Origin of the sequence: Maribellus sp. YY47, from assembly GCF_023111095.1 — a bacterium.
In the GTDB taxonomy this organism is placed as follows: domain Bacteria; phylum Bacteroidota; class Bacteroidia; order Bacteroidales; family Prolixibacteraceae; genus Draconibacterium.
The window spans coordinates 1-12,408 of record NZ_JALGYW010000024.1; the positions used below are offsets into that span (position 1 = coordinate 1).

Annotated in this window: 11 protein-coding genes; 4 read left to right on the forward strand and 7 right to left on the reverse strand. The window is 43.1% G+C overall.

Annotated elements, in window-relative coordinates; genetic code table 11:
* Positions 1-182: 182 nt before the first annotated feature.
* The 6 genes from MR764_RS16925 to MR764_RS16950 form a co-directional block, all read right to left on the reverse strand.
* A complete protein-coding gene (locus MR764_RS16925; RefSeq protein WP_247980633.1) occupies positions 183-1,202 on the reverse strand; it encodes a TQO small subunit DoxD in 1,020 nt (339 codons plus the stop codon).
* A 190-nt stretch (positions 1,203-1,392) separates the two neighbouring features.
* A complete protein-coding gene (locus MR764_RS16930) occupies positions 1,393-1,773 on the reverse strand; it encodes a hypothetical protein (protein WP_247980634.1) in 381 nt (126 codons plus the stop codon).
* Positions 1,774-2,008: 235 nt separating this feature from the next.
* The gene (locus MR764_RS16935; RefSeq protein ID WP_247980635.1) at positions 2,009-2,938 is read right to left on the reverse strand and encodes a magnesium transporter CorA family protein; all 930 of its coding nucleotides are present in this window, start codon (positions 2,936-2,938) and stop codon (positions 2,009-2,011) included.
* 537 nt (positions 2,939-3,475) lie between these two features.
* Positions 3,476-3,694 (reverse strand): hypothetical protein, encoded by a 219-nt coding sequence (locus MR764_RS16940; RefSeq protein WP_247980636.1) that lies wholly within the window; start codon positions 3,692-3,694, stop codon positions 3,476-3,478.
* Between the two features lie 178 nt (positions 3,695-3,872).
* Positions 3,873-4,382, reverse strand: coding sequence for a hypothetical protein (locus tag MR764_RS16945; RefSeq protein ID WP_247980637.1), 510 nt, complete (start codon positions 4,380-4,382; stop codon positions 3,873-3,875).
* A gap of 154 nt (positions 4,383-4,536) precedes the next feature.
* Positions 4,537-5,397 (reverse strand): aldo/keto reductase, encoded by an 861-nt coding sequence (locus tag MR764_RS16950; protein WP_282189242.1) that lies wholly within the window; start codon positions 5,395-5,397, stop codon positions 4,537-4,539.
* 191 nt (positions 5,398-5,588) lie between these two features.
* Here MR764_RS16950 and MR764_RS16955 point away from each other — a divergent pair, with 191 nt between their 5' ends.
* The 4 genes from MR764_RS16955 to MR764_RS16970 all read left to right on the forward strand — a co-directional run bounded on the left by MR764_RS16955 (position 5,589) and on the right by MR764_RS16970 (position 11,266).
* Complete coding sequence (locus tag MR764_RS16955; protein WP_247980638.1) at positions 5,589-6,839, forward strand: aspartate kinase; 1,251 nt, start codon at positions 5,589-5,591, stop codon at positions 6,837-6,839.
* A 92-nt stretch (positions 6,840-6,931) separates the two neighbouring features.
* A complete protein-coding gene (locus MR764_RS16960; RefSeq protein ID WP_247980639.1) occupies positions 6,932-8,254 on the forward strand; it encodes an efflux RND transporter periplasmic adaptor subunit in 1,323 nt (440 codons plus the stop codon).
* Positions 8,255-8,784: 530 nt separating this feature from the next.
* Positions 8,785-10,491: a histidine kinase gene (locus MR764_RS20390; protein WP_247980640.1), complete on the forward strand. Its 1,707-nt coding sequence runs from the start codon at positions 8,785-8,787 to the stop codon at positions 10,489-10,491.
* Position 10,492: 1 nt separating this feature from the next.
* Complete coding sequence (locus tag MR764_RS16970; protein ID WP_247980641.1) at positions 10,493-11,266, forward strand: LytTR family DNA-binding domain-containing protein; 774 nt, start codon at positions 10,493-10,495, stop codon at positions 11,264-11,266.
* Here MR764_RS16970 and MR764_RS16975 read toward each other — a convergent pair whose 3' ends face one another.
* The gene (locus MR764_RS16975) at positions 11,267-12,391 is read right to left on the reverse strand and encodes a carboxypeptidase-like regulatory domain-containing protein (protein WP_247980642.1); all 1,125 of its coding nucleotides are present in this window, start codon (positions 12,389-12,391) and stop codon (positions 11,267-11,269) included.
* Positions 12,392-12,408 lie beyond the last annotated feature (17 nt).

The following is a 12,408-nucleotide window of genomic DNA, read 5'->3' on the forward strand; positions in this document are numbered from 1 at the left end:
TATCTCAGTGACAACTTGCAATTTAAAGGACATCGAATAGTCCTTCTGTGTACGCTTAACGTACTGTGAATGATTGATTTCTTTCATAACGCTACTTTTTGTGTAACGCTATTTCAGGACGAGACAGTAAGTTTAGATGAAAAGAAGTGCCGCCTGCGCTGGCAGCACCTCTTTTTAAGTACCTACATCTTTACCTTGCTTTCCCATTCCATCCCACTGATGTCAATCAGTTTTAACGTGTATTGTTGATTGTTTTCCAAATCGATACCTCTTACGTTGATTGCCAGGTCGGCCTTTGCACCCAGCGGAACAACCAGGCTGTGTTTGCCCGGTTTTACTTTGGCAACATAATGATTCGCGATCTGATCTACCGGAAAAACGGCCAGTTGATCTCCGTTTCGTTCAAACAGAACATTTCCTTCAGCATCACATAGCTGAATCCCAATCAAAAATGAACCGTAAACATCCGCGCCTTCGGTTCGGTAAACCTGAAATTGAAGGATGTTATTTTCAACCTCTGCATTGCTGATCTCGATCTTTGGTTTTACCGATTTGTTGTGGAGTTTTCCAAACACTCCGCCGTGAAAAACCTGGTTGGTGAAGAGTGTCAGAAACAAGATGGCCATTGCTCCGCCGAATACCCAGGGTTTGAGGTTTTTGAGCGGAAGTTCTCCCGACCCGAGCCAGGCAAACCATTTTGTATGGGTGAATTTCTTTTTCCGGTTTATCAGCCAATGGTCGATGGAGTACGAACCGCTTCCACTCAGGAAAAGCGTAAATCCGCTGGCAATGCCCAGCACGCCGATTTGCCATTCGTCGAGACAGGTTGTGCCGATCCAGCCCGAACCCAGAAGAATTCCAGCAGCCAATCCAAAAACGCCAATGCTCATCAGGCGGGTAAAAAAGCCCAGCATAATAAAAAGCCCGACGATAGCTTCGATAATAGTAAAAATCACCATGGACAGCCACAGCTGCTCGGGGTGGGTAACCAGGTGCTCGATGATGGGTTTTATCCCAAGTGCGTTGGGGAGAAAGTGGTTGAATTTTTCGCCAATGTAACCCGCTGCATCGGGATCCAGTTTATCTGCCAGAATTACCCTGCGCCAAAAGGCGGAAAAATAGGTCCAGCCAACTACCAGCCTGATCGATAAAGTAAAAAGTCCGGCCATGTTGTTGCCCGGTGTGTGCATATTGTTTTTCATTGTAATGTATTAAACGCTTGTTTGTATCGTGCTTATCTTCTTAGCGTTTTTTGTAAACGGCTGTTTTCAGAAAGAAGAGTCCTTCTGCCGATGATAAAGCGGCAGATTACATTCTTTGAGCCAGGCAAAACTTTGCTTCAGGGATAAGCCTGTAATTTATTTGGTAAATGAATGAGTTGGGGGCGGCTGATTACTGCAAATCAGACTTTAAGCGTTTGTAGAGGATGTAAAGTGGTTGTTTTTCGGGGGCCTCTGTGCGGGAAATCGCCGGAAATGCAGGAGCTTCGGCTTTTCTTTCGGCGGTTAGATGCAGGGCTGCCTTTACTGCGGCCAATAATTTCAGCGGATTAAGCTGAGACGTAGTAACAGAAGCCAGGTTCACCTGTTCCGAAAGCTGGCAGCTGTGCCCCAAGGACGGCATTGCTTTGGTTGGGTTGAGCGGGCGATGGTAGTCGGCACCGATTGCCTTAAAGACAGGCTCTTTTACCGAGCACGAAGCCAGCGCAAACAAAGCAAAAAGTACCAGCGGTACCTGCCGTAAAAAACGAATATGTCTCCTGAGTTTTTGCATCCTTTCGATTGACTAAACACGCAAGTATAGTAAAAGTTCGGGATGCGGACGAATGTGGACTGACGTAAATTCCTTTAGCCACTTTTGAATCACGCGCAGCCGATCACGAACGTTTATAATTTAAACAGAACACCAACAATTAATTACCGGAAGGCTGCACGCTTCTGATGGCACAAAACACGAGCAAGCTTAGACAGTTGTATCTCATTTCTGGTTCTTGCTGCCGTATCCAATGTTAAAACCACTGGCGTTTGCGGAATAAAAGAACACCAAAAAATGATAAGATCAGCGAGCCCATTAAAATTGCGGGCATTGCCCACATCGCGTTTTCCATAAAATTCGGCACATTCATCCCAAACAAGCTGGCGATAAGGGTTGGGATCATCAAAATGATCGAAATCAGTGTCAGTTGTTTCATCACCACGTTCAGGTTGTTCGAGATCACCGAAGCAAAAGCATCCATCATTCCGGCCTGAATGTCGGAATAGATCTGTGCCATTTCCAGCGCCTGTTTGTTTTCGATAAAGGCATCTTCGAGCAGGTCTTCGTTAATTTCGGTGGTAATTTTTTTCGATTTCCGCAGCTTGGTCAGCACAATTTCGTTGGCTTTGATCGACGTAATGAAATAAACCAGGCATTTCTCCATTTTCAGCAGCTTGTTCAGCTCTTTGTTTTTGATCGATTTTTCGAGGTCCTGCTCAATCATCGAAGTCATTGTGTTGATCTGTTTCAGGTAACGCAAATACAGGTTGCCCGAACGCAAAAAGAGCCGGAGGATAAAATTGATGCTGTCGGTGATTTGCTGGTACTGTTCGCGGAACGGCGAAGGTTGTCCCATGGGCAGCACTTCGTTGTTTTGCATGCAAAGCGTCACGGTAAAGTTTTCGGCGATAAATATCCCCAGCGGAACGGTCTGAAACGGAACGCCGTTGTTTTTGTTCTCCACCGGAATGCGGAGGATGATCAGCGTCCAGCCATCGTCGGCCTCCACACGCGGACGTTCGTCCTGGTCGAGTATGTCGGTGATGATATCGTTGGGTAATCCAAATTCGTCGGATAGTTTTTTGATTTCGTCAGGTGTAGGGTTGGTAATGTTGATCCAGCAACCTTTACGTGGTTCTTTGATTTCAACATAGCCTCCGAATGTTTCGAAGATTTTAATCATGGTGATGTCTCCTTACATGTTTGTACTGTAAGGAAACAGAAGGTCCCTTACAGAGTGTTAATACCTAAAATTCTTATGACACGGGCCTTCGTCCATTGATGTTTTCATTAAAATTCCGGCTACAAAAGTAAGGTTCTTCTTCCGAAATTGTTCTCGCTTCATTATTTTTTTTCTGAAGTTTAATCTTTGGTGGTTTGTCTGAGTGGCTTATCGGGCCTGCATTTTAAACTTATGCCTGCATTGTTTGCCCGGAGAAGAGACGATTGAGACTCCTGTTGAAGTCTGTTGTCCTGATGGTTTGATAAAAGCACCAGGTTTTTCAAAATCGTGTAAAAAATCGAAAATCGCTGGTGAGTTTAGTAAGGAGCTCTTTGTAATTAACAAATCCATTTCTTGAGGTACTATTGGCTCCGGTACAACATTGTTTAGGGAGAATTTTAGACTTCAATTGTCAGAAACAAGTATGTTACCCTCTCATTAATTCCCGGCGCATCGAAGTAATAACGGATAATAGCTCAGTAATCTAAGGCAGCTCAGTTATTTCGGACGGCCAGCAACTTCCCGTCTTCTTTTCCCGACAGCAATAAGAATAACTCCCAGAATTATTGCCGGTAACCAAAGCATAAACGAGTACATTCCAATCTTACTTACAATCGGGTTAATGCTTCCCCGATAGGTAAACAAGGAGGCCGCTGTAAGAAACATTAATGCTCCCAAAATGCTTAATCCGATTCCAATTTTACGAGTGGTTGTCATAGTTGTAGGGTTATTTTACGTTGTTTTCTTGCCGGGCGGTTTTATTTTCTCTTTATCTCAAAATGCTTACAGGCGTGGTGTAAAGGTCATAAAAACTGCACTTTAATTCATTTTGCTCTCTGTTCTTTGCGCCACTCATTGACTCTTTTGAAATATAAAATTGACCAGCGGGATTGTTTCAGTTGCTTCTTTTGCTCTTGCCTTCAACGTAGGTCATAAAGTTCTCTCCGTCTTGCGACATTTCAAACTTTGTATTGATCCTTTCATCCTCCAGCAAGGTGTAAGTGAGCCGAAAAACCGGTGCGCCCTGCATCTTCTTACTGGTCAGCTTCACTGCTTTGTCTGCGTAGCTTATTGAATAGTCGATGACATGTCCTTCATTGTCGAAATAAATGGCCTTAGTTGGATTTTCATTGAAATCCAAATAGATAATCATCAGGTCATCGTGGATAACTGCAGGTTTATTTTCAGTCGCAGGATATTCAGAATGACTTTTGCGAACAATTATTTTTTTGTTGAGGTCGAACGAGAAGGAAAAAGTTCCGCTGCCTTGTCCGGGGTGGCCACCTCCTTCGCCTGTCCATTCGCCGATTAACCAGCTCCATTTATCCCATTCTGTATTTTGCTGGCCAAAGCAGAAAACAGTAGTGATAAATAATAGTAAGGTAAAAGCCAGTTTTGTTTTCATGTCTAAGTTTTTTTATGATGTGTTTTCAAAGTAAATTAAAAATTGCATTACTTAGATTTTTCGCCTGGGCAAATCAAAGTGCTTAGCTATTGCTGACTCGTGCTAAACTGCAAAAGTCAGTAATTCTTCAATTTTCCTTCTCCCTGATTTTCTTTTAAAAAGTAATATGATCCGGATGGCCTCCGATGCGTTTGTTCTGATCCAGTGCATCGATTCTGTCCATATCTTCGGTCGACAGTTCAAAATCAAAAATATCGGCATTCGCAATAATCCGCTCGGGTGTTACAGATTTCGGAATGGTAACCACACCTTTCTGGATATCCCACCGAAGCACGATCTGAACCGGAGTTTTTCCGTATTTCGCTGCCAGTTCCTGCATTAGCGGCACATCGTTCACTCTGCCTTTCATAATAGGCGACCAGGCTTCGAGCTGAATGCCTTTCTTTTGACAGTATTTTAGCAAATCGGGCTGAATGAGTTCGGGGTGAAATTCGACCTGGTTAACCGCAGGAACCACCTTGCAGTGGGGTAAAAAGTCTTCGAGATGGTGCACCAGAAAATTGCTGACGCCAATCGCTTTCATTCTTCCTTTTTGGTAAAGTTCCTCCATGGCTTTCCAGGTTTCCTTCGATCTTTCTCCTTTTGGCCAGTGAATCAGATAGAGGTCGAGGTAGTCGGTTTGCAATTTTTCGAGACTTTCTTCAAAGGCCGCCATCGTTGTCGAATAGCCCTGATCGGCATTCCACACTTTTGAGGTCAGAAAAATATCTTCGCGCGGAACACCGCTTTCGCGAATGGCCTTCCCGACACCCCGTTCGTTTTGATAAATGGCTGCCGTATCAATGCTTTTGTAACCGTTGGCAAGCGCTACTTTTACGGCATTTTCAACTTCAGTTCCCTCTTTTGATAAAAATACGCCAAGTCCCAGCCAAGGCATTTTTACACCGTTATTTAATGTTGATTTAGATGATAAATTCATGTTGCTTATTTTTCGAATGGTATCTAAATTAGCCATTTTTTAGTGAAATGAAATCATTGCATGTGATCGATTTAAAATATGACTGAAAAAATTAGATTTGCAGAGTGTACCAAGAGTTCAATCACATATAAAAGAAGAGGATGAAAGCGGCGATCCATTAGTGGCAAAGAATAAACCGATAGAAAGCACGTTTCAATTAAAACCACCGGAAACAAATAATAGAAATTATGAAAGTATTCAAGTTTGGGGGAGCTTCGGTAAAAAGCGCCGGGGCTGTAATAAATGTTTGTGATATCATTCAACGCGAACCCGGTCAGCTGGTTGTGGTAATTTCGGCCATGGGAAGCAGCACCAACCTGTTGGAAACGCTGGTAAGGGCCTATTACGACCAAAACGAGCGGAAGTGGGAGATTGCCAAACAATTCAAGGATTATCACATGGAAGTGATTGAAGGGCTGTTTGGCGAAAAAGGTATGCCGCAGGGAGTTTATGAGTTGTTCAGCGAGTTGGAGCACAAGCTGAAAACACGCCCTGCGTACGATTATAATTTCGAGTACGACCAGATCATTTGTTACGGTGAGTTGATCTCGACCCGTATCGTAAGCGATTATATGAATGCAGCCGGACAAGCCAACAAATGGATGGATGTGCGCAGCAGCCTGAAAACCAACGATACTTTTCGCGATGCCAAAGTGGATTGGGAATGGACAGATGAACTGGTAAAGGAAGATTTCAATTTCAGCGATACTCAGGTGTACATTACACAGGGGTTTATGGGATCGACCAGCACCAACATGACTACTACGCTTGGTCGGGAGGGCTCCGATTTTACAGCAGCGATTATCGGCAGCATCCTCGAAGCCGAAAGTGTTTCTATCTGGAAGGACGTGCCGGGAATCATGAGCGCTGATCCGAAAAAGATGAAGGATTCGGTGTTTATCAGCGAATTGTCGTATAAAGAAGCGGTGGAAATGACTCATTCGGGAGCCAAGGTGATTCACCCAAAAACCATGCAGCCTTTACATAATAAAGGTATTCCGTTGTTGGTGCGTTCTTTTGTTTCGCCTGATGACCCGGGAACGGTGATTCACAAAATCGATCACCGGATTGAATTACCGCCTATTTTTATTCTGAAGGAAAACCAGGTTTTGATCACTTTGTCGGCAAAGGATTTTTCGATTATTTCGATCAACGACATCGACCGCGTGGTGAACTTTCTGATGGGAAAACTGATCAAAGTAACGCTGATGCAACAATCGGCCATCGACCTGAACATTGTCGCCGATGCCACAGATGAAGACCTGGAGGAAGTTTTTGGCGAACTTTCGGAACACTATAAAATCAGGTACAATACCGGTTTAACACTGGTAACCATTCGCCATTATACTGAAGAGGTGCTTGACTGGATGGTAAAAGAAAAGGATATTTACCTGGAACAGCACAGCCGTTTGACGGCCCGGATGCTGATAAAAGAATAAGCGGGGAAACAGAATCAGGATAATTAACGGCAAGTTGTTTTTTCTTGTAATTTTAAACACCAATTGCTGACCAATAAAAAAACTACTTCAGAATGAAGCAAAAGAAAATCCTGCCGTATCTCGTCGGACTTGTTATTGTTGCGATTATTTTCCTGGTGATTGGAAAGAAAAAAGGTTGGTTTGGTGAAGACTTTACCATCAGCGTGGCAACGCAAAAGGTGGAAAGCAAAACCATTACCGAGTTTATAACCGCCAACGGGAAAATTCAGCCCGAAACCGAGGTAAAGATCAGCCCCGATGTTGCGGGTGAAATTGTTGAACTGTATGTGGAAGAAGGCGATGAAGTAACGCAGGGCAAATTGCTTTGTGTGATCAAACCCGAGATCTATATTTCAGCTGTAAACCGTTCGGAAGCCGCCGTGAATTCGGCAAAAGCTAGACTGGCGCAAACCAAGGCACAGTTGATCGAGCGGGAACTTTCGTACAAGCGTTCCAAAGAGCTGTACGATAAAGGAACCATTCCTGTAGCTGAATTTGAGACCGCAGAGGCTGCCTACAAAGTGGCCGAATCGGAAGTGATGGCCGCCGAATATTCGGTTCGCAGCGCCGAAGCTTCGTTGTCGGAAGCACAGGAGCAGCTGACCAAAACCAAGATTTATGCGCCTATTCCGGGAACCATTTCGGCTTTAAACGTGGAAAAGGGAGAGCGTGTGGTAGGTACCAGCATGATGTCGGGAACCGATATGATGACCGTGGCCGATCTGGATAAGATGGAAGTGCAGGTGGAGGTGAACGAGAATGATATAGTGAAGGTTATGAAAGGCGACACCGCATTGGTGGAAGTGGATGCCTACCTTAGCCGGAAATTTAAAGGCATTGTTACCGAAATAGCCAATTCGGCCAGTACTACCGGAACCACTGCCGATCAGGTGACCAACTTCGATGTGAAGGTGTTGTTGCTGAAAGATTCGTATGTCGATCTGATTGACGCTGAAAATGGAAATCTTTATCCTTTCCGTCCGGGAATGTCGGCTACCGTTGATATTTTAACCGAGACCCGCGACAATGTTATTTCGGTGCCTATCTCGGCGGTTACCACCCGAATTAAAAAAGAAGGAGGCGGTACAGAAGAGATCGCTGAAGAAGCGGAAACTACAACACCCACCGAACCCAGCGAAGAAAGTGCAACGCGTGAAGAAAAACAGGAAGTGGTGTTTGTATTAAACGGCGACCGGGCCAAAAAGGTGGAAGTGACGACCGGTATCCAGGACAATGCCAGCATCGAAATCCTAAAGGGATTAGCCGAAGGTGATGAGGTAATTACTGCGCCTTACAACGCCATTAACCGCACGCTGAAAGACAGTATGATGGTAAAAGTGGTGAAAGAAGAAGAGCTCTTCAAAACCGAGAAGTGAACCTAACAATTCAATAACAATAGAATTGCAACGGAGATGCCGCCAGTCGGTGTTTCCGTTTTTTTATTCTGAAAGTTACTTTGGTAGAAGCAAAAAAGTTCACGCAGAGATCACTAAGTTTTCGCAAAGCACGCAAAACCGATTCTATACCTTTGCGATTTTGCGCTTCTTCTTTTCTTAGCGTGAAAAAATATCCTTTCATTCCTGTTGGTGATTCCATAAATCATGAATGTTTTATTATTGAAAAAGCCCTCTTTTGCACTTTGTCCTCTTGGTACTGCATCTTATCATAATAAATTTTCAGAATAAAAATCCACTTGCTTTCTTTAACTAAAACTTTCAATCAACCTGTTATGAAACGAGTACGTAAAATATTTGCACACAAGGGAATGATTAATTGTAGCGAGTTACATACGATTCCGCAGAAAACAAACAATTTTAATTGTATAAAATATTGGATAATCCTTTTCTCCGCATTTGTATTTTTTTCTAATTCAACATTCGCCCAGAACGATTTAAGTCAAAAAGAGGTGAAAGATATCGTTGAGAAGTATTTTATTACGAAGGATGTTCCAACTCGTTATTATTCCAACATTCTTATCCGGCTTGATGGCAATCCAACGCCAGAAGATTCCCTGATTGTACAAGGACTAGTTGATACATTGAACCCATTGATTGCAACCTGGGATGTTTATATCATAAAAGAAAAAACGGCCAATTTGATTCTGGAAATTAATAAACCAAACGGGGAGCTTTTTGGTAAAACAAGGCTTGGCAACCGAAAAGAGCAGGAAATTGTGCAATCAAAAGTTGTTGTAAGTATTCCTCCGGATGCTTCTTTTAAGGAAAGAAAGAAAATCTTGTATTTCTATTTGTTAAAGGCATTAATTCTTTACAATCCAAACAAAGAATTAGAAGCAAAACTTCCTGGTTCTGTATTTTCAGTTAAAGAGCCTTCATATGTGACTTTTAATCCTGTTGATTTTCAGCTATTGGCAGGGCTTTACTCATCAAAGTACGACGATGATTTGAAAGCTCCTGTGAATCCGATTAAAAGTGTTGCAAAGAACAGGCAAATCTTTATTCTTGCGGCCGTCCTTTCCAATGTGGTCTCTACTTTGTTTCTGCTTTGGATGTTTCTAATAGGCGTTTTTAAAAAACACAATTACATTTTCAGGGAATATTTTAAGCAAGGGTTAATTGTGTTGGTCGCCTTTATCATAGGAATTGTGCTGTCGGTTTTTGTTCCAATGGTTTATACAATATCTGATTTCGCGGCTAATCCAATTCACGTTTTTACTCCGATTATTGGTTTAGCGATTGGTAGCCTGACTTTAGGAATATTTACTATAATCATTTTATTCTTTTCTGAAGGGCAAATATTGAAGGACAATACATCGTTGAGTCTCCATGTGGTTTTCCCATTTCTTACCACTACAATTATTCCGGCTTCGTTATTATTCATTCTGATTGAGTTTGTTTCTGCAAAAATGAGTGTGAAATTCCTGACTGGTGAGGGATCACGTTTAATGATCACTGTGGTATCGATTACCATGTCTATCGCTTTTTATCGCGCCTTTCTAATCTTTCTTTCAAGGAAATCAGAAAGTATCATCAATCAGAAAGACGTGGAGCTGGCCCGGATGAGCGAGATGCACCGAAAGGCAGAACTACAGTCGTTGCGGGCGAAGATCAATCCACATTTCCTTTACAATTCATTGAACTCAATTGCCAGCCTGGCTTCCATCGATCCAAAGAAAACCGAACAAATGGCTCTGTCACTTTCCGATTTCTTTAAATACTCGATCAACCGGGAGCAAAAACAAACCAATCCGCTTTCTGACGAGTTAAAAGCCGTTGAGACCTACCTCGAAATTGAAAAGGTGCGTTTTGGCGAGCGGCTTACTTATTCGCTTGAATGCCCGGAAGAGTTGAAATCGGTACAGATTCCACAGCTACTGATTCAACCGCTGGTAGAAAATGCAGTAAAGCACGGTGTTTCAAAACTATTGGAAGGTGGTGAAGTCCGGATTGTTGTTTCCGAATTGGAATTCAAGAAAATCAGCATTCGTGTTTACGACAACGGCCCCGGTTTTCCGGATGGCCCCATGAGCGGTTTTGGTATCCGAAACACTCACGAACGCTTGCAACTGATTTATGAAAACAAAGCCAGCATCAACTGGCAGAACGATCCGGAAAAGTATATTGAAATTGTATTACCCAAACATCTTGCATAAAATGAATACAACGACAAAATACCGCACCATTATTGCTGATGACGAACAACTGGCGAGAGAAAGACTGAAGAAGTTACTTCTTCCATTTTCTGAGACGATTGAAATCATCGGTGAAGCAAAAAACGGAGTAGAATGCAAAGCGGTGATTGATTCCCTTAAGCCGGATCTGATTTTTCTGGATATTCAAATGCCAGGATTAAATGGTTTTGAAGTGTTGCAACAAATCGAACATTCGCCGCTGGTTATTTTCTGCACGGCGCACGACGAATTTGCATTAAAAGCCTTTGAAACGCACAGTGTCGATTACCTGGTGAAACCGGTAAGCGAAGAACGCATCGAACAATCGATTGAAAAACTGGTGTTTTTGCACCAGCGCAACGACCGGCAGCAACTGCTCGATTTGATTGAAGAAGTAACCGCTCTATCATCCAAAAATGAAATAACCACAATTCCTGTAAAACTTGGCGACCGAATGCTTATCCTGAATATTGAGGACATCTCGTATTTTCAGGCAGAGGAAAAATACGTGACGATTCACGCGATAAACGGGAAACGTTATGTTACCGATTATTCGCTGAAAGACCTCGATGAAAAACTCGATAGCAGTTTTGTTCGTATTCAGCGTGCTTTGCTGGTTAACCGATCGTTCGTAAAGGAGGTTGCCAAACACTCCAATTCAAGGGTGAAAATCCGAATGAACGATATTAATCAGTCGCTGCTGGTTTCCGGAAGAAACTATGCCGATGAGATAAAAAGCCTTATGGTGTTGAAATAATTATTCGCCCGGGAAATAATTCCGGCTGTTCAGTACCGTCAGGCTATTGGCGTGTGCTCGGTTAACCGAAAGACTGTATTTCTCCGAATAGTGGTCGCCCTTATAGTTGTAGCTTTTGCTCATGCTGATGTCGTGGATCAGCAGGTCGCGGTAGGTGGTCGTAAACTCGTAACTCACATTTTGCAGGTAATCCTTCGCGCCTGAGGCAACTGCAAGCGAACGGTCTTGCCGGTTATTTTTTGGGGCGGTAACTTTTCCTTTGATATTCAAAACAGCGTAATCTTCCTTGTTTATGGTTATTTCGCCTTCAAAAGAAGAAGCATAAAAATCGCCTGAAGCTTCGAGCGTTGGTTGGTTTTGTTTGAATGCGATTACCCAGTATTCCTTTCCTCCGATGTTGGGTTGACTGATTAATGTTAGTTGATAATCGTTAAGCAGGCCTGGATTGAGAATGGCCGATGCAGAACGTACCCAGTCGTAAGCCAGCAATTCATCCACCCGCAACAGATTGCTGGAGAAGCTGTAACTTCCCTCCGATTCGTTGGTGACCCGGTATTTACGCGATTGATATTCGTTTATCGGAGAAGGTGTCGAATAGCCGTTTTTATCGTAAACAAGAACACTGGCAGTTGTTTTATTATGCGTGGTGTCGTTTACCGTAGATTCTTTTGAGTAGCTGCAATGCAGGTTAAACGGACCGGCGCCGTAGTTGTAGCGAATGTTTTCCGAAGCCATGCGCAATATTCGGATCAGTACCATGTTTTGTCCGGCAACGTCAACTTTATCCACATCGTACGATTGCGGACGAAGCTTGATTACGTTGAATTCTTTTCCCGATAACTCACTTAGCGGAAACAGCCGGTTTTGAAATCCAACTGCCGAGAAAAAGATTTTTTTTGATGCCAGGTCTTCCGGTATTTTCAATTCAAAACTTCCTTCTTCATTGCTGGCGGTTCCGTATAAAGTTCCTTCCAGCCCAATGTTGGTGTATGAAACCGGTTGGTTGGTTTCGGCGTTAATCACTTTCCCTTTTAAAACGTGGGCTACTTTACTGCCTTGTTGGGCAAAAGTAAAAAGTGCCACATTGGCCAATATGATAAAGCTGAATATTGTTTTCACTTGCATTGTTCTGAAATTTATGT

Excerpts from the sequence above, each read along its gene's own strand:
- MR764_RS16925 (WP_247980633.1), bottom strand. The coding sequence starts at position 1,202 with ATGAAAAACAATATGCACACACCGGGCAACAACATGGCCGGACTTTTT.
- MR764_RS16930 (WP_247980634.1), bottom strand. The coding sequence starts at position 1,773 with ATGCAAAAACTCAGGAGACATATTCGTTTTTTACGGCAGGTACCGCTG.
- MR764_RS16935 (WP_247980635.1), bottom strand. The coding sequence starts at position 2,938 with ATGATTAAAATCTTCGAAACATTCGGAGGCTATGTTGAAATCAAAGAA.
- MR764_RS16940 (WP_247980636.1), bottom strand. The coding sequence starts at position 3,694 with ATGACAACCACTCGTAAAATTGGAATCGGATTAAGCATTTTGGGAGCA.
- MR764_RS16945 (WP_247980637.1), bottom strand. The coding sequence starts at position 4,382 with ATGAAAACAAAACTGGCTTTTACCTTACTATTATTTATCACTACTGTT.
- MR764_RS16950 (WP_282189242.1), bottom strand. The coding sequence starts at position 5,397 with ATGGCTAATTTAGATACCATTCGAAAAATAAGCAACATGAATTTATCA.
- MR764_RS16955 (WP_247980638.1), top strand. The coding sequence starts at position 5,589 with ATGAAAGTATTCAAGTTTGGGGGAGCTTCGGTAAAAAGCGCCGGGGCT.
- MR764_RS16960 (WP_247980639.1), top strand. The coding sequence starts at position 6,932 with ATGAAGCAAAAGAAAATCCTGCCGTATCTCGTCGGACTTGTTATTGTT.
- MR764_RS16970 (WP_247980641.1), top strand. The coding sequence starts at position 10,493 with ATGAATACAACGACAAAATACCGCACCATTATTGCTGATGACGAACAA.
- MR764_RS16975 (WP_247980642.1), bottom strand. The coding sequence starts at position 12,391 with ATGCAAGTGAAAACAATATTCAGCTTTATCATATTGGCCAATGTGGCA.